Raw genomic sequence first — 26465 nt, 5'->3', positions numbered from 1 at the left:
TGCCTGCGGACCGGCGGAGCCCGGATCCGCGGCATCCCACTGGGATAGCGCCTCGTTGAAGCATTGACGATGCTCGTTACAGCATTAACATTACCGATCCGCGACGGCGTAAGCCGGCGCGGCGCCTTATGACCGGATTTCTCATCAAACGCGTGTTGCAGGCGATCTTCGTGATCGTGGCCGTGACGCTGCTTGTCTCTTATGCCGTGCGCCTGACCGGCGACCCCGCGCTGATGCTCAGCCAGGGTTCGGGCAGTGTGACGGAGCAAGACCTGGCCAACATCCGCCAGGCGCTCGGGCTGAACCGGCCGTTCCACGAGCAGTACCTGTCGTACATGCAGGGCCTATTGCACGGCGATTTCGGGCGCAGCTTCATGGGCGGCACGTCGGTGGCCAAGCTGATTGGCGATGCCCTGCCCGCCACGCTGATGCTCGCGTTCACGTCCCTGATCGTGTCGATCCTGATCTCGCTGCCGCTGGGCATCCAGGCCGCCATCAAGCGCGGCAAGCCCACGGACCAGGCGATCCGCATCCTGTCGCTGGTGGGACTGTCGTTTCCCAACTTCTGGCTGGCGCTGATGCTGGTGCTGCTGCTGTCGATCACGTTCCCGCTGCTGCCGCCTTCGGGATGGAGCGGGCCGGCGAGCCTGGTGCTGCCGTCGCTGACCATGGCGATCATCCTCAGCGCCACCAACATCCGGCTGGTGCGCACGACGATGCTGGAGACGCTGTCCGCGCAGTACATCATGGTGGCGCGCAGCAAGGGCCTGAAGGAACGCGTGGTGCTGTACAAGCACGCGCTGCGCAATTGCGCCATTCCGCTGATCACCTACCTGGGCCTGCAGTTCGGCGGCCTGATCGGCGGCATCGTCGTGATCGAGATGGTCTTTAACTGGCCGGGGCTGGGCACGCTGGCGTTCGACGCCATTTCCGGCCGCGACTATCCGGTGCTGCAAGGCACGGTCACCGTGCTGGCCACCGTCATCGTCCTGGTCAACCTGATCGTCGACATCGCCTACGGCATCGTCGATCCCCGTATCCGCACGCGCTGAGCATCATGCAGACAACCACTTCCCCCGCGGCCCCGAAGGCCGTCAAACCGCGCAGCCGCTACCGCTCGCTGGAATTCGTGCTGGGCGCGCTGTTGACCGGCGTCATGGTCCTGCTGGTGCTGGCCTCGGGCTGGCTCTTTCCGGATGGCGGCGAATCGATGGACCTGGCCGGCCGCCTGATGGCGCCTTTCGCGTCCGCCGCCCATCCCTTCGGCACCGACCCGCTGGGCCGCGACGTGCTGGCGCGCGTGATCGTCGGCGGCAAGATCTCGCTGCTGGTGGGCTTTGCGTCCGTGCTGGGCGGCGCGCTGCTGGGCATCGTCATGGGCCTGATCGCGGGCTACTACCGCGGTTTCTGGGACATGATCGTCATGCGCTTTGCCGACGTGCAGCTCGCCCTGCCCTTCATCCTGGTCGCGATCACGTTCATCGCCATCCTGGGCGGGGGCCTGTTCAACGTCATCTTCTTCATGATCGTGTCGCAATGGGTGCAGTACGCCCGGCTGGTGCGCGCGCAGGTGCTGGCCCTGCGCGAGCGCGAGTTCGTGCTGGCCGCGCGCGCCTTCGGCGTGCGCGACCTGGCGATGATCCGCCACCACATCGTGCCGAACCTGCTGGGGCCGCTGGTGATCCTGATGACCCTGAACGTGGCCAACAACATCCTGCTGGAAAGCAGCCTGACCTTCCTGGGCCTGGGCGTCGATCCCATGATCCCGAGCTGGGGCGGTATGCTTGCCGACGGCCGCACGTATATGCAGACGGCCTGGTGGGTCAGCGTCTTTCCCGGCCTGGCCATCATGTTGACCGTGCTGGGCCTGAATCTGCTGGGCGACTGGCTGCGCGACCGCCTGGACCCGACCGGCAAGGTCTGAAATATCGATCCGGCCCGAGCGGCCGGAAGGAACACCGAGCATGACGTTGCTGGAAAAGACATTCGACCGCACGCTGGACGCGTGGACGCACGCCTACCTGTCGCCGGCCTGGCGCGGCGCGGTCGTGGAAGGCTGGCTGTTCGAGGACGTGGCGGCCCGCCGCGCGGCGCAGGCCCGGCTGGAACAGGCTGGCGTCAAGGCGCGCTTTCGCAGCGCCTACAAGCCCTTGCTGCATTACTTTCTTGAAGAGGTGGAGCGCGAGGGGCTGTTGTCGGCCGAGATCCGCTATCCGCTGCACGAACATGCGCAGGCCAAGCGCTTCACGCTCGAGGCGTATCCGCTGGTCGCCCTGCTGCAGGGCGTGCGCGTGACCCTGCTGCCCGGCGCCGACGACCTGCACTACGACGTCAGCCTGACGTACGCCGACGGCCGCAAGGTCGACACCCGCGTGTTCGCGCCCAACGCGCTCGGGCACGCGCCCGACGGCACGCCGGAACTGTCGCCCACGGGCTGGCTGCGCGTGCGCGATGCGGACGGCGTCGTGCGGACCGATGCCGCGCAGGCCACCGAATACCAACTGCTCTTTCGCAGCATCATGGACACCGTGCGCAACCATGCGTGGGGCGCGCACGAGCCTTACTTCGACCGGCTGGAAATCCGCGTGGACCTGCCAGGCATCGACTTCGCGCTGCCGGTGGACGAGGAAATCGTCAGCACCTTCGAGGCGCTGCACGAGGACATCTATTTCTCGCTGCTGGAGCACTTCCAGCAGCACTCGGGCCGCCCGTCCGGCGATCGCGGCCTGCAGCCCGGCCAGATCATTCCCGACATCCGGCGCCACGACGGCGCGGCGCGCGTGCAGATCTCGGTGGAGACCTTCGCGCCCGTGGCGCCCGTGATCCCGTCGCTGCCCGCGCAGCCGCTGGCGCAGGCGCGCGAACCGCTGTCGGCCGCGCAGATCGCCGGATGCATGGCGGCATTCGGCGGCGACACCTTCCAGGCGATGTCCCGCCAGGGCCGTCCGGTGCTGGGCACCTACGTGCGCGGCCCGGGTCCGGCCGTCTTCATTTCAGGCGCGCAGCACGCCAACGAGACCTCGGGCGTCGTGGGTGCGCTGCGCGCGGCGCAGACCCTGGCCGCGCGCGGCGATGCGCATTTCGCGCTGATCGCTTCCGAGAACCCCGATGGCTACGCGCTCTTTAACCGGCTGCGCGAACAGCATCCCCGCCACATGCTGCACGCGTCGCGCTACAGCGCGCTGGGTGACGACATCGCGTACCGCGAGCGCGCGCCGTTCTTCGAACGCGATGGCCGGCACCAGGCGCACGCCATCAGCGGCGCGCAGCTTCACATCAACCTGCACGGCTATCCCGCGCACGAATGGACGCGCCCGCTGTCGGGCTACCTTCCGCGCCACTTCGAGCTGTGGACCATTCCCAAGGGCTTTTTCCTGGTGCTGCGCCATCATCCGGGATGGGCTGAACGCGCACGCCGCCTGATCGAAGGCGTCACCGCGCGCCTGGCCCGCAACGTGCCGGACCTGGTGCGGTTCAATGCCCGCCAACTGGAACTGTTCCACGCGCATGCGCTCGAAACGGGCTTTGACGTGCTGAACGGGATTCCGGTGCAGATCACGGAAACCGACCGCGAAGACCTGCCGATGGCGCTGATTTCGGAGTTTCCGGATGAAACGGTCTACGGCGACCGTTTCGTTTTCGCGCATACTGTGCAGATGGAAACCGTCCTGGCGGCCACCGACATCTATCGCGCAGGGCTTTAGCGGCCAAGGACCGCCATCGGCACACGACCTACAGAATCAATAAGAAATGAACATCCGAGAACGCAACCACGGCGACGATCTGGCCTTGGTGGATATCTGGCTCCGCTCGGTACGCCCCACCCATACTTTCCTTTCCGAAAAGGAAATCCAGGCCATGTACCCTCAGGTGCTCAACACCTACCTGCCATCGGTGAGGGTCTGGGTCTGCGAGGACGATGCCGGCGAGGTGGCCGGCTTCATGGGCCTGGCCGGCAACAAGGTCGAGATGCTGTTCGTCGATGCCAACAAGCGCGGCAAGGGCGCCGGCCGGCGCCTGCTGAATTTCGCGCGCTCGCTGCACGGCACGCTGCTGGTCGACGTGAATGAGCAGAATCCGCAGGCGCACGGCTTCTACAAGCACTACGGTTTCGAGGACGTGGGCCGCTCGGCCTACGACGACGCGGGCCGTCCGTTTCCCATCATCCACATGAAGCTGCCGAGCTGATCGCTGCGGGGCGTTCAGGGCGCTCGGGGCGTTCAGGGCTGCTGCGGCTCGTGCCGGGCGCGCCAGGCCTTCAACGCGTCCCGATAGCGGTCCATGGCTTCGTCGTAGAGGTCATAGACGCAGGGGATGCAGCCGCTGTGGCAGCATTCGTCGGGCGCGGGGCGCTCGGGCGCAACGGGCGGCGGGTCGTCGGCGGGAACGGCAACGGGCGTTGCCGTGGCGCGGCCGGCGCCGGATTTGCCGGCAGTGGATTTCCTGGTGCTCATCGCGCCATGTTAGCGCCGCGCGGCTGGCGGCTCACACGCCTTCCAGCCTGCGCCAGTCCACGCGCCGGATTTCGTAGCAGACCTTGGGCTCGGGCGTGTCGCCGGTCATGCCGACGTAGCGCAGCCCGGTCTTTTCCATGACCCGCTGCGACGCCACATTGGACCGCAGCGCCACGGCGCCCAGCACATCCACCGGCAGCAGGCGGAATCCCAGCGCGATCAGCGCGCGGGAAATCTCCGGCGCAAACCCCTTGCCCCAGCAGTCGGGATGCAAGGCATAGGCCAGCTCGACGCCCGCGCGACCGGGCGACGTCGAGGCTTTCAGCCCCGCCCGGCCGGCGGGCAAGCCGGTGTCGCGGTCTTCCAGCACATACATGCCGTAGCCGTGCTCGGTCCAGTGCACGATGTTCTGCGCCACGTAGCGGCGGCTGGACGCCGCGTCGCGCGTGCCGCCCATGGACTGCATCAGGTCGGCATTGGCGTGCATTTCGATCATGAATGGCAGATGCGCCTGGGACATGCGGCGGGCGCGCAGGCGCAGGGTCTGGAAATCGTCGGGAAACTCGGCGGACGGCATGGTTGTCGAGAGCGGTGGCGGACCTGCCGATCATACCGGCCAGGACGGCGCCACGCACTCCAGCCTAACCCTCATCCGCGCGGCCCGCTCATTGCGCCGGATAGGCCCGCATGGCCGCGGGCTGGTCGGCCTTGAGCGCATCCAGGATGCGCTTGCCGACGCGGCCGTCCTGCGGCAGGTTGAGCCGCGCCTGCTCGGCGCGCACCGCGTCCCGCGTCTTGGCGCCGGGAATGCCGTCGGCCACGCCGATGTCATGGCCGCGGCCGTAGAGCTGTTCCTGGAGCTCCTTGATCTGCGCCCGCGACAGGCCGGGATCGTCGGTGGGCCAGGCGGTCGCAAGCGCCGGGCCGCCCTGCAGGCGGTTCAGCAGCAGCGACACGGCCAGGCCGTAGCGGCGCGACTGGTTGTAGTGCAGGATGGCGTCGAAGTTCACGGTGGCCAGGAACACCGGGCCGCGCGCGCCGGTGGGTGCGAAAAGGTACGCCTGCTGGTCATTGCCCGAGGGCAGTTTCAGCACCGAGCCGTCGCCCTGCTTGACGCCGGCCTGTGCCCACTGGGCGATGGTGCGGCGGTCTTGCGAGCCGACGTATTCGGCGTCGGGCTCGGGCGGAATCGCGGCGGCCAGTTCGGCGGGCACGCGCACCTCGACCACGGCCGGCAGGCCGTGCGTCCACTGGGCGCGGCGCTTGCGCAGGTGGTTGGCCGTGGAGGCCAGCGCATCGGGCAGCGAGTTGTAGAGATCGATGCGGCCGTCGCCGTCGCCGTCGGCGGCCAGTTCGTAGAACGAGGTCGGGATGAATTGCGTCATGCCGAAAGCGCCGCTCCAGGAGCCGACGAACTTGTCGGCGGGCACGGTGCCGTCGCGCAGCAGGCGCACGGAGGCGTAGGCGTTCTTTTCCCAGAGCGTCTTGTTCTCGGTGCACGCGCGGGTCAACCACGCGTTGAGCACGTCGGTCTTGCCGACCTGGCGGCCGTAGTTGGTTTCGATGCCGAAGATGGCGACCAGCGTCGCGGGATCGACCTGGTACTGCTGGCTGATGGCGCCAAGCTGGGCGCCGTATTTGGCCAGCACGGCCTTGCCGTCCTGCACGCGCTCGTCGTCCACCGTCTTGGCGATGTAGTCCCACCAGCTTTCACGGCCTTCGGGCTGGCCCTTGGCCGAGGCGACGGTCGTGGGCAGCAGCGTGGCGTTGGCGGTGTACTTGTCCCAGTCGGCGACGGTCAGGCCGTTGGCCGTGGCGCCCTTGCGCAGCTTGGCGATGCAGGCCTTGGTGTCGAGTTCGGTGGGGACGATGACGGTGGGCGCGGCGGCCGCAGCCGCGGGGGCAGCAGGCGCGGCCGCGGGTGCGGGCGTGGCTGCGGCGGCGGGCGCAGCTGCGGCGGCCGGGGCCGGGGTGTCGTCGAAGCTGCGCTTGGGCTTGAGGACCGGCTGCGGCTGTTCCGGCGCGGGCGTCTGGACGCGCGACCCGGTCGCCGACCCGGGCGACTGCGCGTGCGCGGCGCCCGCGGCGGCGGCGCTCAACGCAGCGGCCAGCAGCACGCGGGAAAAGCTGTCGATTCGAGGACGTAGGGAACTCTGGCGCATGGCTTTCCTGAAAAATCGAAGTCAGCCGGGATCGTACCGCGACCGGCGGCCGAAATCGAACCGGCGCCGGCCCGGCGCGGCTCAGGTCGGCGCGACCGGCGCGAATCCCGCGGGCGGCGCGCGCAGCACGCGCCGGCACAGCGCCATCGCGATCAGGCTGAACAGCGCAAAGCCGCCCATCTGCCCCAGCATCACCCCTTCCGGCCCGCCCAGGCGAGCGCCCAGCCAGACGAAGGGCACGGTGCCGATCGTGGCGCGCAGCCAGCCGATGACAGTTGAATACGTGGCGTATCCCAGGTTGTTGAACACGGCGATCGACACGAAGAACAGCGCATTCAACGCCCAGGCAAAGCTGCCGTAGCGGCAGAAAAAGACGATCAGGTCGCGCCCCGGTCCGGTGACCCGGAAGATATCCGGCATCCACGGCGCCAGGATCGCCAGCCCGACCGCCGCCGAAAACCCGTACAGCAGCGCCCAGCGCGCCGCCAGGCCGGCGGTCTGCCTGACGCGGTCCCACTGGCCGGCGCCCAGGTTCTGTCCGAGTATCGGCCCGATGGCGCCGGGCAGCACGAAAAACAGCGAATACGCCAGTTGCAGCAGCCGGTCCACGACCGTGGCGCCGGCCAGCACGCTGGGGCCGAAGCTGGCATACGTGGACACGGTGAAGATCACCGCCGCCGGCGTGGCCAAGGTGGTCAGCGCGGCCGGCAGGGCGATGGCGCCGATCGCGGCCAGGTGCTCACGCAGTTGCCCGAGCGCCGGCCATGCGACCAGCCGGTGCTTGCGAAACACCAGCCAGGCGCCCAGCGCCACGGTGGCCAGGCGCCCCGCGCCGCTCGCCCATGCGATGCCCACCATGCCGCCGTCCAGCACGAAGATGACGATGGGATCGAGCACGGCGACCGTGCCGGTGCCCGCCAGCAGCACCCACATGGATTGCCGTCCATGGCCCGCCGCGCGCAGCAGGTTGGACAGCATCATGCCGATGCCCATGACCACCGCGAACGGCGTGGTGATGAGCACATACGACAGCAGATGCGCGCGCACGTCCTCGGCCAGGCCGTTGGCGGCGGTGAACGGACCGATCGCCGCAAGAAACACCGCGCCGGCCGCCAACGCGGTGGCGGCCATCAGGATCAGGGACGCGCCCGCCAGCGCGCGCGCCCGGGCCACGTCCTGCGCGCCCAACGCCCGCGACACCAGGGCCGCGCCGCCCACCGTCACGCCGATGCAGACGGCGATGATGGTGAACTGCGTCATGGACCCGAATCCCACCGCGCCCAGCACCGCCTCGTCCTCCAGCGTGCCCAGGTACAGCAGCGACAGGAATTCCACGGCAAACACGGCCAGCATGCTTGCCCAGCCGGTCAGGATCATTTCGAGGACGTGCCCGCCGAGCGGGCCGGACACGAAACGGGCGTGTTGCGCGGTCGCGTTCAAAGGGAATCGCTATTGCGCGGACGCGGACGCGGGTGCCTGCCGCAACGCCTCAAGACGCTGCGCCGCCAGTTCGTAGCCCTGCGCCGCGGCCGCCTCGTACCAGCGCAGCGCCTCCTTCATGTCGTAGTGCTCCATGATGAGGCCCTGCATGTACTGAGCGCCCGGATTGCCGCGTTGCGCATCGGCCAGCAGCGCGCGGTCGGCCATGCCGTCGAGCCGCGGCGACTCGCCGTAGATGTGCGCGTCGCCGCCCACCGGGTGCCCGCCCAGCTCGCGCAGCGACGGCGGCGTCTGATCAAAAAGCTGGCGCCAGAACAAGGCCACCAGCACGACGAACAGCGCGAAGAAGAAAGTCCAGGTGAAAAGTCGCTTTGCGGTCATGAGGCACTCGGTGATGCAGGCGCACGCCTGCGGGGTTGAAGATTTCAAGCGGGGTCGGCGGCGGGCGCAAACCAGTATTGGAACAAATCGCTGTCGTTGGTGTACCAGGGCAACAGCATGCCAAGGGTGTCGGACTCGCGCTGCACGGTCACCAGCAGGCCGCCCGCCTCCTTGCGCAGGATCGCAACGTGGCGGCGCACGCCGATGGATTCATGCTGCCGCCAGTCCTGGCGCACGCTGACCCATAGACGCCCTTGCGTGCAGCCCGCCGCGCGCTGGACCGTGTCGCGGGACGGAAGGCCCGCCTCGTCCGCCGACGCGCCCGGGATTGGACCGGCTTGCCGCAACGGCAGGCGCCCCACGGCCCGCGCGCCTTGGCCGTCCAGCGCCAGCACGTCCCAGCCCGCCACGGTCCGGGAAAACGACACGGTGGCTTGTGGCGACGCGCGCCAGGGCGTGGGCGTCTCACGCAGGCCCGGCAGGTGCAGGGGGTAGGCCAGAAAGTCGCGCAGGTCGGCAAGCGATGCCGATCCGGCCTCCCCCGACCGGCGCTCGCCCTGCGCGCGGTAGGTACCGGCCAGGTCAGGGCATTGCGCCGCGTCCGCGGGCAAGGTCGCCAGCGTGCCTTCCTTGAAGGGTGGCCATTTCACGGCGACGCCGTCCACCCGGGAGACGCCGCATGCGCTCAACGTTGCTGCGGCCAACACGGCGCCCGCGCATCGGATTGCACGTTGCGCGCGGCGCATCCTGGCATTCATGGCTTGTTCCTCCCGTTGCAGACCGATGCGTGATCGCCGGCTGGCCGGCGGGCGAGGAACTATATCCGACTCCCGCAATGCCGCGGCCCGCGCCGCAATCCCGGACACACGGAAGGCGCATGGTCCGCGCCGGGCAAGCCGGACTGTACTACGATGCGCCAACCGCCCATGCAGGCGCCCAGGCCGGTGGGCCAGGCATCCGCGCAGACATCGACACCGGCTGGCCGCGCCTGCGTCCGACCCTTCCTTGCGACAACCCAGAGACCAGACATGAACCAGCCGAACGTTCCTTCGCCCTCGACCCCGCAGGACGCCGCCGCCCCGCCCTACGGCGCGGCGCCCCGGTCCGGCGCGCCGGACGGCCGCAGGAAGGTCACCGTCAGGACCCTCGCCGACATGCGCCAGGCCGGCGAAAAGATCGCCATGCTGACCGCCTACGACGCGACCTTCGCCGCGGCCGCCGATGCCGCCGGCATCGACAGCATCCTGGTCGGCGACTCGCTCGGCATGGTCTGCCAGGGCAGGACCAGCACGGTCGGCGTATCGCTCCAGGACATTGCCTATCACACGCAGTGCGTGGCCCGCGGCCTGGACAAGGCGAACGGCCGCGCCTTGCTGGTGGCGGATCTTCCTTTCGGGTCCTACCACCAGTCGACCGACCAGGCGATGGCCTCCGCCGTGCGGCTCATGGAGGCGGGCGCCCATATGGTCAAGCTCGAGGGCGGCGGCTGGACCACCGAGATCGTCCGGTTCCTCGTCGAGCGCGGCGTTTCGGTATGCGGCCATCTGGGACTCACCCCTCAGACCGTTTCCGCGCTGGGCGGCTACCGCGTGCAGGGACGGGACGACGACGGCGCCGCCAGGCTCTTGCGCGACGCAAGCGAGCTCGACCAGGCCGGCGCCTCGATGCTGGTACTGGAGATGATCCCGGCCCGATTGGCCGCCGAACTCACACGCACGATGACGTCCTGCGCCACCATCGGCATCGGCGCCGGCTGCGGCACCGACGGCCAGGTGCTGGTCATGCACGACATGCTGGGGCTCAACCTTGGCAAGATGCCGCGGTTCGTGCGCAACTTCGCGCAAGGCGCCGACGGCATCCAGGACGCGTTCGCCGCCTACGTGCGCGACGTCAAGGCAGGCGCGTTTCCGGTGGACGCGCAGCACGCCTGGTAGGCGGCGCGTTGCCAAGCGGCGGGCACCGGAGAATAATCGGCACATCATCCCTGTCGCCCGCGCCATGACACCGTTCCGAGGCAAACTCCGCATCCGTCACCTGGAAATCGTGCTGACCGTCTCCGAACTGGGCAACCTGTCCAAGGCGGCCGCGCAGTTGCACAGCACGCAATCGGGCCTGTCCCGCGCGATCGCCGAGATCGAGGAATTGGTGGGCGCGCGGCTGTTCGAGCGCACCGCAAAAGGAACGACCTGCACGCCGCTGGGCGACGCCATGTGCCGCCACGCGCGCCAGCTTCTGACCGGTTTTCGCAAGGCAGAGGTCGATCTGGCGGCGGTCTCGCGCGGCGATGAAGGCAGCCTGACGGTGGGCTGCTTCTCGATGTTCGCGGGCTGGCCCGTGGCGCAGGCGGCGCGCGACTACCGCGAGGCCCATCCGCGCATCACGCTGACCATCGAGGTCGGCACGCACGAGCGCCTGATCGAGGACCTGGACACCGGCGCGCTGGACGTGCTGATCAGCCGATTTTCGTCCACCGTCAATCCGCAGATATACCGCTCGACCACCCTGCTGGAGGATCCGGTGGTGCTGGCCTGCGCGCCGCAGCATCCGCTCGCCCGGCAACCCGGCGCCACCCTGGCCGACTGCGTGTCCTACCCCTGGATCACCGCCCTGCCCGGCAGCCGCATCCGCGGCGAGCTCGAACTGTCCCTGCGCCAGGCTGGCCTGGCGATTCCGGATATGATCGGCGTCCTGTCGCTGGAATTCGGCCGCGAACTGCTGCTGGACGGGCAATACCTGTGGATGCTGCCCGGCAGCGTCGCGGCCGTCCGGCAGGCGCGCGGCGAACTCGCCGTGCTGCCGGCGCGGCCCGCCCTGCGCAAATCGCCCCTGGCCGCCATCTGGCGGCGCGACCGCCCCAGCACGCGCCAGGCGCGCGCCTTCGCAGCCCAGCTCGAACGCACCATCCAGGCTGACGGCATCGCGCTTGCCGCCTGAGCCGCGCGCCGTCTTCCGACCACGCACCTTCTTTTTTCCGGAGCTCCCATGTACGACTGGCTCAACGCATTGCCCAAGGCGGAACTGCACCTGCACCTGGAGGGCACGCTCGAACCCGAGCTGCTGTTCCAACTGGCGCAGCGCAACGGCGTCGCGCTGCCCTGGCCCGACATCGAGGCCCTGCGCGGCGCGTACAACTACAACAACCTGCAGGAGTTCCTGGATCTCTACTACATGGGCGCGGACGTGCTGCGCACCGAGCAGGACTTCTACGACCTGACCTGGGCCTACCTGCTCAAATGCCGCGAACAGAACGTGGTGCATACCGAGCCCTTCTTCGATCCGCAGACCCACACCGATCGCGGCATCCCCTTCGAGACCGTGCTCAACGGCATCAGCCAGGCGCTCGACGACGGCCGCAAGCAGCTTGGCGTGAGCAGCGGCCTGATCCTGAGCTTCCTGCGCCACCTGCCCGAAGAACAGGCGATGCGCACGCTGGACCAGGCGCTGCCCTACCGCGACGCGTTCATCGCGGTGGGCCTGGACAGCAGCGAACAGGGCTTTCCGCCGCGCCTCTTCCAGCGCGTCTTCGACCGCGCCCGCGCGCACGGATTGCCGGCCGTGGCGCATGCGGGCGAGGAAGGCCCGCCCGAGTACATCTGGGAGGCGCTGGATCTGCTGAAGGTGCGGCGCATCGACCACGGCGTGCGCGCCGCCGAAGATCCCAAGCTCATCGCGCGGCTCATCGACGAGCAGATCCCGCTGACCGTCTGTCCGCTGTCCAATACCCGCCTGCGCGTATTCAGCCACATGCGCGAGCACAACATCCTGTCGTTGCTGGACGCGGGCGTGAAGGTCACCGTCAACTCCGACGATCCGGCGTACTTCGGCGGCTACGTCAACGAGAACTTCCACGCGCTCTACGAGCACCTGGGCATGACGCGCGAGCAGGCGCAGGCCCTGGCGGACAACAGCCTGGACGCGCGCATCGCCCGCTAGCCCGCATGGCCATGCGCATTGCGCATGGCTATGTTCAAAACCGGAATGCCCGGCGCGGCGCTTTCCTCCCTACCATAGTCCGGCGGCTGCGGCGCCCGCCACGGCCGGACGATGCACAACAATGCAAGGGGGAAGCTCATGCGTGAACGCGTGAAGGCAACGCTGCGGGATGGCACGCTGGTCGGCGTGCGCGAGGGCGGCGTGTGCCGCTATGGCGCCATTCCTTATGCGCAGGCGCCGGTGGGCGACCTGCGCTTCGCGCCGCCGCAACCCGCGGCGTGGCGCGGCGAACTGGACGCCACGGGCACGGGGACCGTCGCGCCGCAGCTTGCGTCGCGGCTGCGCGGCGCCATGGGCGACTTCGACGCCCAGCAATCCGAAGACTGCCTGCACCTCACGGTGTGGACGCCGGCGGCCGATGGCAAGCGCCGCCCGGTCGTCGTGTGGCTGCATGGCGGGGCCTGGCAGAGCGGCGGCGGCGCCCTGGACTGGTACGACGGTTCCCGCCTCGCACAGCGCGGCGACGTGGTCGTCGTGGCCGTCAATTACCGGCTCGCCGCGCTGGGCTGGCTCTACGTGCCAGGACAGACGGCCAATGTGGGCCTGCTCGACCAGGAGGCGGCGATCGACTGGGTGTGCGCCAACATCCAGGACCTGGGCGGCGATCCGGAGCACATCACGGTCATGGGCCAATCGGCGGGCGCATCGTCGATCTGCGCCATGCTGGCGCGCAAGCCGCGCTTCTCACGCGCCATCCTGCAGAGCGCCGCGCTGGGCCGTGGCTTTCGCAGCGCGCGGCAAGCCGATGCGCTGGGGCAGGTCTTTCTGCGCGCCGCCGGCGCCGATTCGTTTGCCGCGGCGCGCGCGCTGCCCGTTTCGGCGCTGTTGGCGGCGCAGCAGGCGCCCGAGGTCGTGCAGGCGCTGCGGGACGAAGGCAGCAGCCGCAGCCTGTTCGGCCCGGTGCTGGACGGCCAGGTGCTGCCTCAGGACATCGCACCCGCGCTGCTGAAGGCCGCGGGCCGCGCCGACGTACTGGCGTGCTACACGCGGGACGAGATGGCCGCCTTTCCCGACCACGGCACGGATGCCGCAAGCCATCAAATGGGCGACGCGGTGTTCGGCGCGCCATCGCGGCTGTGGGCCCGGCAGGCCCTCGCCCAGGGCCGCGATGCCTGGCTGGCACGATTCGACGTTGCGCCCACGGACCGTTTCGGCGCCTGCCACTGCATTGAACTGCCCTTCGTGTTCGGCACCTTGCGGGCGTTTGCCGGCGCCCCCATGCTGGCCGGCCTGTCCGCCGCGCACGGCGAGCAGTTGGAAAACCGGACACAGGCCGCATGGCTGGCGTTCATCCGGGGCGAGGCGCCGGACTGGCCCCAGGCGCCGCACCTGCAGATCCTGGCCTGAGGCGACTCGCCAGCCCGAGGCGCCGGCCTTGCCGCCGCGCCTTCTCAACAACGACACAAGGGGAATTCCATGTTCAAGCAAACCGTATTCGCACTTACGCTCGCGCTGCTGATGCCACTGGCCGCCACGGCCGCCTATCCCGACAAACCCGTCAAGATCATCGTGTCCAATCCGCCCGGCGGCCCCGTGGACGTCATGCTGCGCGTCCTCGCCAGCAAGCTTGGCGCGGCCTGGGGCCAGCCCGTGGTCGTGGAGAACCGGCCTGGCGCGTCGGGCATCATCAGCACCGGCGCGCTGGTGAAATCCGCGCCCGATGGCTACACGCTGGGCATGGTGGTGGCGTCGTCCGTCACCATCGTGCCGTTCGCGGTGGACAGCCTGCCGTTCGATACGCAAAAGGACCTTCAGCCGATCTCACTGGTGGCGCGCACGCCGTTCATCTTCATCGTGCCCCAGGACAGTCCGCTCAAGACCTGGGAGGACTTCGTGCGCGAAAGCCGGATGCGCAACCTCAGCGTGGGCTCCTTCTCGATCGGCACCGCGTTTCATCTGGTGTGGGAGCAGACAGCGCGCCGCGCCGGCATCAAGGCGCTGTACGTGCCTTCCTCGTCGTCCGGCAAAACGCAAAACGACCTGATTGGCGGGCAGCTCGACGTGGCCCTGGACGCGCCGTCCAGCTCCAGGGGCCTCATCGACAGCGGGCGCCTGCGCGCCCTGGCGATCACCAGCCCGCAGCGCTTCGGCGGCCTGCCCGACACGCCCACGCTGAAGGAATCTGGCCTGGACTATGCGCCGCAGCCATGGATCGGCCTGATGGGCCCGGCGGGCATCCCCCGGGACCGCGTCGCGCAGATCCAGAAGGACGTGGCGGACATCCTGAAGGACCCGGCGATGAAAGCGCAGATGGAAACCCTGGGCATGATCCCGATCGGCAGTACTCCCGAGGAACTGGCGGCCACGATAACGGCGGACCGCGCCGAGATGGGACCGCTCATCAAGGAGCTGGGCATCCGGCTGCAGTGACGGCAAGCGCCGCGCGCCAAGCGGTCCTGCGGGCATCCCGCATTGACGCGCGGCCGGGCGCTCGCCTACAGTGGCCGGCAGCCTCGCGCGGCGCCCGCCGCGCCGCGCTTTCGAACCGCCTGCGGTCCGTCCGCCGGCCCAACTTTCCGGATACCCATGAACAGCTACCGTGTCGGCATCGCCGGCTTCGGCGCCATCGGCCAGGCCGTGGCGCAATCCCTGGATGCCGGGCTGCCCGGCCTGACGCTCGCCGCCGTCGCGGTGCGCGATCCCGCCGCCCCGCCCGCCTTCACCTGGAACAACGGCGCGCCCACGTTCACCACCCTGGACGCCCTGGCCGAGCACTGCGACGTCGTCGTTGAATGCGCCCCCGCCGCCGTGTTCCGCGACATCGCCGAACCCGTGCTGCGCGCCGGCAAGAAAATGGTGGTGCTCAGCTCCGGCGCGCTGCTGCGCCACGAAGACCTCATCGACCTCGCGCGCCAGCATGGCGGCCAGGTCATCGTGCCGTCCGGCGCCATCCTGGGGCTCGATGCCATCACCGCCGCGGCCGAAGGCGTCATCCATTCCGTCACGATGATCACCCGCAAGCCGGTGCGCGGCCTGCTGGGCGCGCCCTACCTCGTCGACAACAACATCGACATCGAAGGCATCACCGAGCCGCGCCTGATCTTCCGCGGGTCGCCGCGCGAAGCGGCCGTGGGCTTTCCGGCCAATCTCAACGTGGCGGTCAGCGTGTCGCTGGCCGGCATCGGGCCGGACCGCACCACGCTGGAAATCTGGGCCGACCCCTCGCTGGAGCGCAACCTGCACCGCGTCGAAGTCGTGTCCGACGCCGCCTCGTTCTCGATGGAAATCCAGAACATCCCGTCGGCCAACCCCAAGACCGGCCGCATCACCGCGCAAAGCGTCGTGGCCGCCCTGCGCAAACTGACCGGACCGCTGCGCGTCGGCACCTGAGGCCGCTTCCCACGAAAGAACGGCCGCGGGCAGCGGCCGGTTTCCTCCTGCGCCTGCCCCTCACGCCGCGGCGCGCTGCAGGGCATCGGCTTGCCGCGCGGCCGGCATCGGGCCGACCTGCCAGCGGCCCGCGCCCTGCAGGTCCAGCCGGTGCGTATGAAACCCATCCAGCGTGCTGCGATGCCCCACGCTGACCAGCATGCAGTCCGGCAAGGCGCCGCGCAGCAGGCTGTACAGCATGTGTTCCAGGCCTTCGTCGGTGGCCGAGGTGGCCTCGTCCAGGAACACGATCGCGGGCCGGTTGACCAGCACGCGCGCAAAGGCGATGCGCTGCTGCTCGCCCAGCGACAGCACGCGCGACCAGTCCTGCACCTCGTCCAGCCGCCCGGCCAGGTGGCCCAGGTTGACCTGGCGCAGGGCATCGGCCAGGCGCGCGTCGTCGGCCGGCTGCGCGAGGCCGGGGTATGCGACCGCGCCGCGCAGGTCGCCCAGCGGCAGATACGGGCGCTGGGACAGGAACAGCGCGGACTCGCCCTGCGGCCGCCTCACGGTGCCCCGCGCATACGGCCACAGGCCCGCCAGCGCACGCAGCAGCGTGGTCTTGCCGCTGCCCGACGGCCCCTTGATCAGCAAGGCCTGGCCCGGGTGCAGCCGCAGGTTCAGGTTTTCCAGCAGGCAGGCGCCATCCGGGCGCGACACGTCCAGGCCGTCGATCTCCATGCCGTCGGACTTGGCCTGCGTCTGCACCTGCGGCAGCGCGCGCGCCGCCTCGTTGGCATCCAGGAATCCGTTCAGGCGGTCCAGCGTGGCGCGGTACTGCGCGAACGCGTCATAGGAACTGCGAAAGAACGACAGCGAATCCTGCACCTGCCCGAATGCCTGCGAGGTCTGCATCACGTCGCCCAGCTTGATCGCGCCGCTGAAGAACCGCGGCGCCTGCAGGATGAACGGAAACACCACGGCGATCTGGCTGACCGACAGGTTGAAGCCGTCGAACTTCAATCCCCGGTACACACGGGCCCACAGGTTGGCGATGTAGGACGTGAAGCGGGTCCACAAGGTGGCGCGCTCGACTTCCTCGCCCCGATAGAACGCGACGTTCTCGGCGTTTTCGCGCAGGCGCACCAGCGCATAGCGGAAATTGGCCGTCAGGCGTTCGGACAGGAAGTTCAGCTTGATCAGCGGCCGGCCGATCTTGAACGCCAGCCAGGTCGCGACGATGACGTAGAGGTAGACCACGAACACCATGGCGCGCGGAATTTCCACGCCGCCCAAGGACAGCGGCCCGGACAGGCCCCACAGGATGGCCGTGAAGGCGACCAGCGACACGATGGCGCTGAGCGCGCCGATGGCGAGCGAGCGCGAGCCGGTCACGAACTGGGCAATGTCCTGCTCGATCCGCTGGTCGGGGTTGTCGACGGGCTCGTCCAGGAAGTGGCCGCGGTAGTAGGCGCCGTTGCCCAGCCAGTCGCGCGTCAGGCGTTCATTCAGCCAGACCCGCCAATGGATGTCGAAGGCCTGGCCCACGTAGCTGTCGGCCAGGCTGCGCACCACGTGCACGGTGGCCAGCACCGCGAAGATGCCCAGGAAGCGCCAGAAGGCCGTCTGGTCCAGCGCCTGCAGCGAACTGTAAAAGCCGTTGTACCAGAACGAAAACAGCACGGTCATGCGCACCGCGAACATCGCCAGGAACAGCAACAGCGCCAGCGTGAGCAACGGCCGCCAGGAGCGGCGCGGCGTCAGATAGGGCCAGGCCAGGCGCCAGAACTTGCGTCCCCAGACCGTGGTGCGCGCCAGCACCAGAGTGGCCAGCGCCAGCGCGACGGCCGACATGCCAAACGCGCGCGCAAGCCACCAGGCGCTTTCCGCAAGTTGCTGCTGCCAATTCAGATCCATGAGCCGGAACCCCACCAAGACGTTCCCGGTTAGACCCCATGGTCATGCCAAGTTCCGGCCGAAGGGCGGCCTTAAGCCTGGCTTAAGTCTTTTTGAAGGAAGTTGAAGGCAGGATGAAAGGAGTTCGGCGCATCACCCCCGCTGCCCCAGGTCGAGATTGGCAAACATGTCCGCCAGCGTGGGCACGCTGCGCGCGGGCCAGATCGCGCTCAGATCGAAACTGGGCAGGCGTTCGCCGTCGCGCACTTCGCAAAAGCGCACGCCGCGAAAGTCCATCGACCGGATCCAGCTTGGCAGCAGGGCCACGCCGCACCCGCCCGCCACGCAGGACAGCACCGTCAGCGTGCGGTTGGCCTCCTGCGCCACGTGCGCATCGTGGCCGCCCTTGCGCATGGCGTCCAGGATTTCCGCATAGAAGTTGGGCAGTTGCGACTGCGGGTACATCACCAGTCCCGCCTGCGCGATCTGCGCCATGGACACCTGGCCGTCGGCGCCCACCTCGAATTCGTCGGGCACCGCCGCGACCAGCCGGTCGCGCAGCAACTGACGCTCGCGCATGCGCCCGCCCACCGCCACGGGCGTGTGCATCAGGCCGATGTCGATCTCTCCGGTCTGCAGGGCTTCGGCCTGTTCGGCGTTGCTCATCTCGCGCAGGATGATGCGCACGCCGGGCGCCTGCCTGCGCATCTCGCGCAGCGCGCGGGGCAAGGTGTCGAACAGCGCCGAGGACACCAGCCCGACCGTCAACTGGCCCGCGCTGCCGCGCCCGATCTCCCGCGCACGCCGGGCCGCCGCGTCGATGCGCGCCACGCTGGCGCGCACGTCCTCCAGGATGGCCTGCGCGGCGGGCGTGGGCGTGGTGCCCTGGCGCGAACGCTCGAACAGCCGCACGCCCAGGTCCTTCTCCATGCGGGTCAGCGCCTGGCTCAGCGCGGGCTGCGCGATGCCCAGCCAGTCCGATGCGCGGCTGACGCTGCCGTGGTCGACCACGGCCAGAAAGTACCTCAGGTGCCGGGTTTCCATATTATTTCAATATATAAAATGCGATTTTCCAGAATGGAAAACTATACATCGACTTCCTAGAATGCCGACAAAAGAGCATGACAACGTGCATCGCCGGTTCTGATCCGGCATGCATAACGAGGAGACCGATTTGCCCTCGCCCATTGCAGGCGCCGTCGATACCCACGCGCACGTCTTTCACCAGGGACTGGCGCTTGCCGACGCGCGCCGCCACACGCCGGACTACGACGCGACGCTGGCCGAATACCTGGACCTGCTGGATACGCACGGCCTGACCCATGGCGTGCTGGTCCAGCCCAGCTTCCTGGGCACCGACAACCGCCACCTGACCGAGGCGCTGCGCGCCTGTCCCGCCCGCCTGCGCGGCGTGGCCGTGGTGGCGCCGGACGTTGCCGAATCCGAATTGCAGTCCCTGTCCGAGGCCGGGGTGGTCGGCATCCGCCTGAATCTCATCGGTCTTGAGCTTCCCGCCCTGCAGACGCCGGCCTGGCAGACGCTGCTCGCCCGCGTCAACGCGCTGGGCTGGCATGTGGAAGTGCACCTGCAGGCGGCGCGCCTGGACGGCGTGCTGCCCGCCCTGCTGGCGGCCGGCTGCCGCATCGTGGTGGACCATTTCGGGCGCCCGGATCCGGCGCTCGGCGTCCTGGACGCGGGCTTCCAGTACCTGCTCAAACAGGCGGACAGCGGCCGCGTCTGGGTCAAGCTGTCGGCGCCTTACCGCAACTGGACGGCCCCGGCCTGCGCCGCGTCGGGCCGGCTTGCCACGCAGCAACTCCTGGACGCCTACACCCCCGAAAGACTGATGTGGGGCAGCGACTGGCCCCACACCGAACATCGCCACCTCGCGTCCTACCCCGCGGCCACGCAGTGGCTGGACGCCTGGATCGACGACCCCGCGCAACGACGCGCCGTGCTTGCCGACACGCCGTTGCGGCTATTCCAATTCCAAGGAGACACACCATGACCCATCTCTTCAAACGCCTGGCGCGCCGCAGCGCCCTGTGCGCCGCGGCGGGCCTGCTGGCCGGCGCGGCCGGCGCCGCGCATGCCGCCTACCCCGAGCGCGCGGTGACGCTGGTGGTCACCTATCCGCCCGGCGGCACCGTGGACGTGGTGGCCCGCCTGATCGGCCCGAAGCTCGCGGCCGAACTCGGCCAGCCCGTCGTCATTGAAAACCGCGGCGGCGCGGGCGGCATGATCGGCGGCGCGGTGGTCGCCAAGGCCAAGCCCGACGGCTACACGCTGATGCTGGATGCGTCCAACCACGCCCAGAACCCCGCCCTGCACAAAAAGATGCAGTTCGACACGCTGGCGGACTTTGCGCCCGTGTCGCTGCTGCTGCGCGTGCCCAACGTGCTGGTCGTCACGCCCTCGTACGAAGTGAAGACCGTGGCCGACCTGATCAAGCTGGGCCAGCCCGGCGCCAAGGAGCCGGTGTACTTCGCCTCCGCGGGCCCCGGTTCCGCCCAGCACCTGGCGGGCGAACTGTTCAACCTGCTCGCCAAGACCCAGTTGCAGCACGTCGCCTACAAGGGCGGCGGCCCGGCCATGATCGACGTGATGTCGGGCCAGGTCCCGGTCATGTTCGCCAGCATGGGCTCGGCCTGGCAGCACGTGAAGAACGGCAAGCTGCGCGCCGTGGCCGTCGGCGGCACGCAGCGCTCCAAGACCGCCCCCGACCTGCCCACCATCGCCGAGTCCGGCGTGCCGGGCTACGAAACCTACGAATGGAATGCGGTGTTCGCCCCGGCCGGCACGCCGCCAGCCATCGTGGACCAGGTGTCGCAGGCGCTGGCCAAGGTCCTGAAGGACCCCGCCATCGCCGAACAACTGGCCGGCATCGGCGCCGAGCCCATCGGCTCCACGCCCGCCGAACTGGACACGTTCCGCCGCGCCGAGATCGAAAAGTGGCAGCGCGTCGTGAAGGAAGCCGGACTGAAGCTGGATTGAGTACTGCCGGGCCAGCACGGCCCGGACACCGCGTAGCCGGTTTGCGGCGCTCCTCGGGGCGCCGTTTTTTTTGGGCCGCGAGCGCGGGGCTATCATGGCGGCTTGGACAGCTTTACCGCAGGAAATCGCAGGATGGACAAGATCCGGCTCGACAAATGGCTTTGGGCGGCGCGCTTCTACAAGACGCGCAGCCTGGCCTCGCAGGAAATCGGCAAGGGCCGCGTGTTCGTGAACGGGCAGCCCGCCAAGCCCGCGCGCGAAGTCGGCGCGGGCGACGTGGTCGCGGTGCGCAAGGAAGATCCCGCCGTGCAGGTGCGCGTCGTGGCCGTCAGCGGCGTGCGCGGGCCCGCGCCGGTCGCGCGCCAGCTCTATGAGGAAACCCCGGAAAGCATCGCCGCGCGCGAGCGCGCCGCGGAAATGCGCCGCCTCGCGCCGGAGCCGGCGCTGGGCATCGAGGCCGGGCGCCCCACCAAGCGGGACCGCCGGCTCATCGACCGGATGCGTGGAGAAGGCTGATGAAGCGCAGCGCCGCCGGCGGCCTGGTCTATTCCACCGAGTCCGGGCGCATGTGCCCGCAGTGCCGCCAGCCCATCGCACAATGCCTGTGCCAGCAGGCCGCGCGCGCGGCGCCCGCCGGCGACGGCGTGGCGCGCGTTTCCCGCGAAACCAAGGGCCGGGGCGGCAAGAGCGTGACGCTGGTCCGCGGCCTGGCGCTGGCGCCCGACGCGCTTAACGCGCTGGGCAAGCAGCTACGCACCGCCTGCGGCTCGGGCGGCACCGTCAAGGACGGCGTGATCGAGGTGCAGGGCGACCACTGCGACCGCATCCTCGACGCGCTCGCCAAACAAGGCCACCGCGCCAAGCGCGCGGGCGGCTGAACCGGATCGACCCGAGATGATGGATATTCCCGTGACCGATGTCGCCAGCTGGCACGCCCATGTGTACTTCGACGCCGCCACCCGCGACGCCGCGTTCGCGCTGCGCGAACGGGTGGTCGCAAGATTCGGCGGCAAGATGGAAATGGGGCGCTTCCATGAGCGCCCCGTGGGCCCGCATCCGCAGTGGAGCTACCAGATCGCCTTTGCGCCGGAACACCTGGCCGAGATCGCGACCTGGCTCACGCTGAACCGCGGCGCGCTCGACGTGTTCATGCATCCGAACACCGGCGATGCGCTGCGGGACCACCGCGACTGCGCCGTGTGGATCGGACGCAGCCATGTGCTGAATCTGGCGGCGCTGGGCGGGTGACCGCCCGAGCGCCTCACCGCCAGATCGCTTGATCGCCCGACCGATTGACCGATTGACCGCTTGATCGCTTGATTGCGCGGTCGCCTGGTCCGCTACAGCGCCCGCCCCACGATCAACGAATCGATCGCCATCTGCGGATCGTCGCTCTTGCCTTCGTACGGCACGCGGCTCAGCACATAACGCATGGCGTTCAGCCGCGCGCGCTTCTTGCAGTCGGACTTGACCACGATCCAGGGCGCGTCCGCGGTGTCGGTATGCGCGAACATGGCTTCCTTGGCGCGCGTGTAGTCGTCCCACTTGTCCAGCGACGCCAGGTCCACGGGGCTCAGTTTCCATTGCTTGAGCGGATGCACCTTGCGCTGCATGAAGCGGCGGCGCTGCTCTTCCTGGCTGACCGAAAACCACAGCTTGATCAGGATGATGCCGCTGCTGACCAGGTGGCGCTCGAAATCGGGCGTCTGCCGCAGGAACGCAAGGTATTCGTCCTGCGTGCAAAAGCCCATCACGCGTTCAACGCCCGCGCGGTTGTACCAGGACCGGTCGAACATGACGATCTCGCCGGCGGTCGGCAGGTGCTGTACGTAGCGCTGGAAATACCATTGGCCCTTTTCGGTGTCGGACGGTTTTTCCAGCGCGACCACGCGCGCGCCGCGCGGATTCAGGTGTTCCATCATGCGCTTGATGGTGCCGCCCTTGCCTGCCGCATCGCGGCCTTCAAAGAGGATCACGACGCGCTGGCCGGTGGCCTTGACCCAGGCCTGGAGCTTGAGCAGCTCGACCTGCAGCTGGTACTTCTGCTTTTCGTAATTGCGGCGCAGCATGCGGTGGCGGTAGGGGTAGATGCCTTCGCGCCAGTCCACCGCCAGTTCGTCGTCGGGATTGCGGCGCGAGCGGGGCGCCTGCCTGTTGGCCTCGAGCAGCGCGCGATGCACGGCCTGCGCGTCGTCGGCAGAGAGCTCGTCGATGACGCTGCGCAGGGCCTCATGGGCCTGCCCGGGCTCGCCGACCCGATAGCGGCCCGCAATGTCGGCCAGCACCGCCACGGTCTCCTGCCGCGCCGCGTCCTGGCGTGCGGCCACGCGCTTGCGGATTTCGACGACGGGTTCTGCGGCGGCCTTGGCGACGGTCCCGGCGTCGGCGACGGTCCCGGCGGCGGACTGCCCCTCGGGCGCGGCGTCAGGCGCCGCCGCGGCCTTCAAGGCCGCTTGGCTCCCGGCCACGCCCCCCGCGGAACGCTTGGCGGGCGCGCGGCGGCCGCTCGCCGTGCGCTTGGCTGCGCCCGCGGTACCGGCGGCGCGCTTTTCTGCGGTGGCGGCGTCTTGTTCGGGGGCTTGAGATGTCTTGTCGGTCATTGATCCTGTCCTTGCTGCGCATGATTGCCGGGCCGGGGCGGCCAGTCGCCGGCGACCCGTCAGGCAAAACTCCAACCCTAACGCGCCGCTGGGCGCGCGGCGTTGATGGGGATCAATGGTTGTAACATTTTTGCACCGACCCGCCCCCATTACACTGCGCGTTTCGTCACTCAGTTCGCACCGCCATGTGGTTATTCATCAGAAAATGGCTGGCCGGCCCGCCGGCGCCCGAGGATCCCTTGCGCGAAACCGTGCGGTTCGATGACGCCGGCCTCACCCGGTCGGGCGAGCTCGCGCGCGCCATGGGGCTGCAGGAGTTCTGGCCGTGGAGCGACATCCACGAATTCGGATTCCTGTTCACGCAGGCGATCTATCCGGACCCCTGGTTCGGCGATTACATGGAAAGCCTGTGGTTCGTGCGCGTGCCCAGCGACGGCGGCGGACTGATGCGGATGGATTTCGACGCCGACGTGCTGGACATCGACCATCTGCCCCCCGCCCTGCTGCGCAACCTGCCGGGGCTGGACATGGAAGTCCTGCGGGCCGGCCTGGCCACCGCCGCGCGCGGCCCGCGCCACTTCGAGGGCGAGGGCGAATGGGTCGCCTGGCGGCGCGCCGGCGCCGATTGACGGGGCTGGAACGAGTCTTTACAGTCCAAGGGCCATATCCCGTTTTCGTGCGCGACATGACCCATCCGCAAGCGCCCGCCTCGACCGCCGGCCCGGCGGCCCCGGCAGCGAAGCCGCCTGAACCGGGCTGGCTCCTGAAAGCCGCCACCTGTCTGGTGTATTCCGGGATGCTGGCGTGGACGGTCTACAGCCGCCGTCCCGGCACCCTGCAGGAGGTCGCCATGCTGGCCGTGGGCAGCGCGCTCGTGGTGGCTGTCTTCCTGCTCATCGTCCTGGGCGTCTTTTCTCTCTGGAAGCGCTTTCGCACGCCGCGCAACCGGCTGCGCATCGTGCTGGGCACGGGCGTGTTCCTGCTGGCCGCCGTGGCCGCGCCCCTTGCCGAGCGCCATCACCAGGACCGGCAGCGCAACATCGCCAATGCCGAAATCCGCAAAGCCATCGACGCGTTGCGCCTGCAGGCGGGCGGCGGCAGCGGCGCGCCCGAGGACGTGCCCGACATCGACCCCGCGCCCAAGGCCTCTGGTCCCTACGGCGAAATGGAGCGGGCCCTGAAGACCGTGGCCGGCGAACGGCTGGCGCAGCATCGCGCCTATCTGCAGGAACTGAAGGAGATCGGCCTGCCGCGGCTCTTCGACGCCAGCCGGCTGGCGCGCGACTCGGGCCTGATTGAAAGCCGCCTCATCCTGGAACAGGCGGAAAAACTCGTGCCTGGCTACCGCCAGCGCAGCCTGGAGGTGTTGAACGCCATGCCCGCGCTGGTGCGCTCGCTGTCGATTTCCGATTCCGAAAAGGCCAAGATCCTGAAAGCGCTGCAGGACTCCCGGGCGGCCAGCACCGAAAAACTCACCCGCGTCTGGGACCTGGAGACGCAGATCCTGCACGAGTTCGGCCTGATGATCACGCTGCTCGATGACAACCGGCAGTTCTGGTATGCGGACCGGACCGAGCTGATGTTCGGCCGCGACGACGACCTGCGCCGCTTTCACCAGCACCAGGACGCCGTCAACCGCATGGCCCGCGAGCAGGAGCGGCTGGCGACCCAATCCCTGGCCGCCATGCCGCAGGCGCAGTTGCGCTGATCCCCGCGGCCCGCCGGCCGCGCGCCGCGCCTTGCGCCGCAGGCTAGAAAGGCTTGACCACCACCAGCGTCACGATGGCCGCGGCCGCCAGGACGGTGAACGGCGCGTGCAGGTCCAACATGGGCGGGCGGCGGTCGCTGCCGCCGGCCATGCGACGCAGCGATGCGCTTTGCATGCCCAGCAAGGCCGACAGGCTCAGCGCAAAAGCCACTTTGACCCAGATCCAGTTCATGGCGAACCAGCCGAAAGTCATGGCCAGGTGCAGGCCGATGAGCCAGGTGATGACCATGGCGGGGGTGGTGACATAGAGCGTCCAGCGGCGCAGGACGTGCAGCATCCTGCGCTCCTTGGGCGCCTCGTCGCCGGACTGCGGCTGCGAGGTCAGGAGGAACATGGACACGAAGAGCGAGCCCGCAAGCCAGGCCACGGCGGCCGCGACGTGGGCCATTTTCAGAAGTTGGTAGGTCATGGCCGGCATTATCGCCGCCCGCGGCCAGGGCGGCGCGCCGGGCCGGCGCGGGCGGCTTGCGCTACGGCAAACCCGCGCGCGTTCTGCGACGGGCGCGGGCCAAAGGCTTCCCGCGCGCCAGTCAGTTCGCCGTCTGCGCGGCAGGCGGATTTTCGGGCGATCCTGCGGCCGGCGCTCCGGCGGCAGGCGATCCTGCGGCAGGCGCTCCCGCACCAGGCGCCCCCGCGGCTGACGATCCCTCGGCAGGCGTTGCAGCCGGAGATGCCCCCGCCTCGGGCGACCCGGCCTTTGCCGCGCCATCAATGGACGGGGCCGGCGCCGCCGCAGGCGCGGCTTTCTCGCCGTCCGCGGCCGCCGGATTCAGCGTGTCCGCGGGCGCATCCGGCGACGCGACGGGTTCGGCCGGCGCGGGCGCCGGCTTAGGCGCGGCGGTCTTGCCGCGAGTGGGCGGGGGCTGGTGCGGCGCGGCGGCGGCCTGCGCATCCGGCAGGAAACGCTGCAGCAACTGGAAGAAGCCGTCATAGAACTTGGGCCGCGTCACCGTCTGGCTGGCGGTCTTGACCAACGAGTCGTCGCTGCCGCCGAACGGCATGGACACCTGGCCCAGGACGCTCACGCCGACGCTGGCCGAATTGCCGGTGCGCTTGATCGAATAGCGGTCCTGCACGGCATTCGCAAAAACGGTCGCGCGCTCGTTCGAGCTGGCGTCCGACGCGCACTCGACGTTGAAGCTGATCTGCGTATGCTGCCCGTCCTCGCCTTCGAAATTCTTGTGGCCCGTGACGCGATTCGGTTCGTACTTGTCGATGTTGTATCCCTGGCTGAGCAGGGCTCGGCGCCCCGCGTCGCAGGCCGCGCTGCTGGCGGCCGGGAAACTGCGCGAGTAGGTGTCGCTCTGCGCGAAGTCCTCGCGCTCATAGACGGGCTTGGGGCTGGAACATCCGGCCAGGACGGCCGCCGCAAGGGCGGCCAGGGGAAAGGCAATACGGCGGGTGACGCGAGGCATGACGGGTCCTGCTCTGGGCAACGAGGTGCATTATGGGCCAGGATACAGGACCC

At 69.1% G+C, this 26465-nt stretch carries 28 protein-coding genes; 17 read left to right on the top strand and 11 right to left on the bottom strand.

All coding sequences use genetic code 11. The features are described from left to right. The first annotated feature begins 128 nt into the window (after positions 1-128). The 4 genes from BXA00_RS20415 to BXA00_RS20400 are packed head-to-tail and all read left to right on the top strand — an operon-like array spanning position 129 to position 4188. Positions 129-1052, top strand: a complete 924-nt coding sequence (locus BXA00_RS20415) for an ABC transporter permease (protein ID WP_008160703.1) — start codon at positions 129-131, stop codon at positions 1050-1052. Positions 1053-1057: 5 nt separating this feature from the next. Next, positions 1058-1924: an ABC transporter permease gene (locus BXA00_RS20410; protein ID WP_076520251.1), complete on the top strand. Its 867-nt coding sequence runs from the start codon at positions 1058-1060 to the stop codon at positions 1922-1924. 40 nt (positions 1925-1964) lie between these two features. After that, positions 1965-3704 carry a peptidase M14 gene (locus BXA00_RS20405; RefSeq protein WP_076520250.1) on the top strand — a complete coding sequence of 580 codons (1740 nt, stop codon included), beginning with the start codon at positions 1965-1967 and terminating at the stop codon, positions 3702-3704. Between the two features lie 46 nt (positions 3705-3750). Further along, positions 3751-4188 (top strand): acetyltransferase, encoded by a 438-nt coding sequence (locus BXA00_RS20400; RefSeq protein ID WP_076520249.1) that lies wholly within the window; start codon positions 3751-3753, stop codon positions 4186-4188. A 32-nt stretch (positions 4189-4220) separates the two neighbouring features. On the opposite strand, the gene BXA00_RS20395 is transcribed toward BXA00_RS20400, so the two are convergent. The 6 genes from BXA00_RS20395 to BXA00_RS20370 form a co-directional block, all read right to left on the bottom strand. After that, positions 4221-4454 (bottom strand): oxidoreductase-like domain-containing protein, encoded by a 234-nt coding sequence (locus tag BXA00_RS20395; protein WP_076520248.1) that lies wholly within the window; start codon positions 4452-4454, stop codon positions 4221-4223. A gap of 31 nt (positions 4455-4485) precedes the next feature. Continuing rightward, positions 4486-5031: a GNAT family N-acetyltransferase gene (locus tag BXA00_RS20390; protein WP_076520247.1), complete on the bottom strand. Its 546-nt coding sequence runs from the start codon at positions 5029-5031 to the stop codon at positions 4486-4488. An 88-nt stretch (positions 5032-5119) separates the two neighbouring features. Further along, positions 5120-6616 carry a lytic murein transglycosylase gene (locus tag BXA00_RS20385; RefSeq protein WP_076520246.1) on the bottom strand — a complete coding sequence of 499 codons (1497 nt, stop codon included), beginning with the start codon at positions 6614-6616 and terminating at the stop codon, positions 5120-5122. A gap of 81 nt (positions 6617-6697) precedes the next feature. Next, positions 6698-8056, bottom strand: a complete 1359-nt coding sequence (locus BXA00_RS20380; protein ID WP_076520245.1) for an MATE family efflux transporter — start codon at positions 8054-8056, stop codon at positions 6698-6700. 9 nt (positions 8057-8065) lie between these two features. Beyond that, positions 8066-8437 carry a hypothetical protein gene (locus tag BXA00_RS20375; protein WP_076520244.1) on the bottom strand — a complete coding sequence of 124 codons (372 nt, stop codon included), beginning with the start codon at positions 8435-8437 and terminating at the stop codon, positions 8066-8068. Positions 8438-8481: 44 nt separating this feature from the next. Continuing rightward, the gene (locus tag BXA00_RS20370) at positions 8482-9087 is read right to left on the bottom strand and encodes a hypothetical protein (protein ID WP_231952120.1); all 606 of its coding nucleotides are present in this window, start codon (positions 9085-9087) and stop codon (positions 8482-8484) included. Between the two features lie 378 nt (positions 9088-9465). Between BXA00_RS20370 and panB the strand changes: the two genes are divergently transcribed. The 6 genes from panB to BXA00_RS20340 all read left to right on the top strand — a co-directional run bounded on the left by panB (position 9466) and on the right by BXA00_RS20340 (position 15760). Next, positions 9466-10371, top strand: a complete 906-nt coding sequence (gene panB / locus BXA00_RS20365; protein ID WP_076520242.1) for a 3-methyl-2-oxobutanoate hydroxymethyltransferase — start codon at positions 9466-9468, stop codon at positions 10369-10371. Positions 10372-10435: 64 nt separating this feature from the next. Beyond that, positions 10436-11371, top strand: coding sequence for a LysR family transcriptional regulator (locus BXA00_RS20360; RefSeq protein ID WP_076520241.1), 936 nt, complete (start codon positions 10436-10438; stop codon positions 11369-11371). Between the two features lie 48 nt (positions 11372-11419). Beyond that, the gene (locus tag BXA00_RS20355; RefSeq protein WP_076520240.1) at positions 11420-12370 is read left to right on the top strand and encodes an adenosine deaminase; all 951 of its coding nucleotides are present in this window, start codon (positions 11420-11422) and stop codon (positions 12368-12370) included. 138 nt (positions 12371-12508) lie between these two features. Further along, positions 12509-13777 (top strand): carboxylesterase family protein, encoded by a 1269-nt coding sequence (locus BXA00_RS20350; protein ID WP_076520239.1) that lies wholly within the window; start codon positions 12509-12511, stop codon positions 13775-13777. A 69-nt stretch (positions 13778-13846) separates the two neighbouring features. Beyond that, positions 13847-14800, top strand: coding sequence for a tripartite tricarboxylate transporter substrate binding protein (locus tag BXA00_RS20345; RefSeq protein WP_076520238.1), 954 nt, complete (start codon positions 13847-13849; stop codon positions 14798-14800). A 156-nt stretch (positions 14801-14956) separates the two neighbouring features. Continuing rightward, positions 14957-15760 carry an aspartate dehydrogenase gene (locus BXA00_RS20340; RefSeq protein ID WP_076520237.1) on the top strand — a complete coding sequence of 268 codons (804 nt, stop codon included), beginning with the start codon at positions 14957-14959 and terminating at the stop codon, positions 15758-15760. Positions 15761-15820: 60 nt separating this feature from the next. Here the strand turns inward: BXA00_RS20340 and BXA00_RS20335 are convergent, their stop codons facing one another. Both BXA00_RS20335 and BXA00_RS20330 read right to left on the bottom strand, forming a co-directional pair. Beyond that, positions 15821-17656, bottom strand: a complete 1836-nt coding sequence (locus tag BXA00_RS20335) for an ABC transporter ATP-binding protein/permease (protein ID WP_076520236.1) — start codon at positions 17654-17656, stop codon at positions 15821-15823. Positions 17657-17788: 132 nt separating this feature from the next. Beyond that, positions 17789-18679 (bottom strand): LysR family transcriptional regulator, encoded by an 891-nt coding sequence (locus BXA00_RS20330; protein WP_076520235.1) that lies wholly within the window; start codon positions 18677-18679, stop codon positions 17789-17791. Between the two features lie 109 nt (positions 18680-18788). On the opposite strand from BXA00_RS20330, the gene BXA00_RS20325 reads away from it, so the two are divergent. The 5 genes from BXA00_RS20325 (at position 18789) to BXA00_RS20305 (ending at position 21877) form a co-directional block, all read left to right on the top strand. Then, the gene (locus BXA00_RS20325) at positions 18789-19643 is read left to right on the top strand and encodes an amidohydrolase (RefSeq protein WP_076520234.1); all 855 of its coding nucleotides are present in this window, start codon (positions 18789-18791) and stop codon (positions 19641-19643) included. Then, positions 19640-20629, top strand: coding sequence for a tripartite tricarboxylate transporter substrate binding protein (locus tag BXA00_RS20320; RefSeq protein ID WP_076520233.1), 990 nt, complete (start codon positions 19640-19642; stop codon positions 20627-20629). The genes BXA00_RS20325 and BXA00_RS20320 overlap by 4 nt, the downstream gene beginning before the upstream one ends. A 132-nt stretch (positions 20630-20761) precedes the next feature. Further along, a complete protein-coding gene (locus BXA00_RS20315) occupies positions 20762-21145 on the top strand; it encodes an RNA-binding S4 domain-containing protein (RefSeq protein WP_076520232.1) in 384 nt (127 codons plus the stop codon). Continuing rightward, on the top strand, positions 21145-21507 hold the full coding sequence (locus BXA00_RS20310) for a translation initiation factor Sui1 (RefSeq protein WP_076520231.1): 363 nt from the start codon (positions 21145-21147) through the stop codon (positions 21505-21507). Before BXA00_RS20315 ends, BXA00_RS20310 begins: the two co-directional genes overlap by 1 nt. A 16-nt stretch (positions 21508-21523) precedes the next feature. Beyond that, on the top strand, positions 21524-21877 hold the full coding sequence (locus BXA00_RS20305) for a DOPA 4,5-dioxygenase family protein (RefSeq protein WP_076520230.1): 354 nt from the start codon (positions 21524-21526) through the stop codon (positions 21875-21877). A 92-nt stretch (positions 21878-21969) separates the two neighbouring features. Here the strand turns inward: BXA00_RS20305 and ppk2 are convergent, their stop codons facing one another. Next, positions 21970-23229, bottom strand: a complete 1260-nt coding sequence (ppk2, locus tag BXA00_RS20300; protein ID WP_083714294.1) for a polyphosphate kinase 2 — start codon at positions 23227-23229, stop codon at positions 21970-21972. Positions 23230-23414: 185 nt separating this feature from the next. Here ppk2 and BXA00_RS20295 point away from each other — a divergent pair, with 185 nt between their 5' ends. Continuing rightward, on the top strand, positions 23415-23858 hold the full coding sequence (locus BXA00_RS20295; protein ID WP_076520229.1) for a hypothetical protein: 444 nt from the start codon (positions 23415-23417) through the stop codon (positions 23856-23858). A 56-nt stretch (positions 23859-23914) separates the two neighbouring features. Further along, positions 23915-24937 (top strand): hypothetical protein, encoded by a 1023-nt coding sequence (locus tag BXA00_RS20290; protein WP_076522031.1) that lies wholly within the window; start codon positions 23915-23917, stop codon positions 24935-24937. Between the two features lie 43 nt (positions 24938-24980). Here the strand turns inward: BXA00_RS20290 and BXA00_RS20285 are convergent, their stop codons facing one another. Both BXA00_RS20285 and BXA00_RS20280 read right to left on the bottom strand, forming a co-directional pair. Beyond that, complete coding sequence (locus tag BXA00_RS20285; protein WP_231952119.1) at positions 24981-25406, bottom strand: CopD family protein; 426 nt, start codon at positions 25404-25406, stop codon at positions 24981-24983. Positions 25407-25527: 121 nt separating this feature from the next. Next, on the bottom strand, positions 25528-26412 hold the full coding sequence (locus BXA00_RS20280) for a DUF2242 domain-containing protein (protein WP_076520227.1): 885 nt from the start codon (positions 26410-26412) through the stop codon (positions 25528-25530). Positions 26413-26465: the final 53 nt, after the last annotated feature.

Source organism: Achromobacter sp. MFA1 R4 (assembly GCF_900156745.1).
GTDB lineage: Bacteria > Pseudomonadota > Gammaproteobacteria > Burkholderiales > Burkholderiaceae_B > Achromobacter.
Note: the sequence above shows the minus strand (reverse complement) of the source record. Positions and strands in the feature narration are given on the sequence as shown.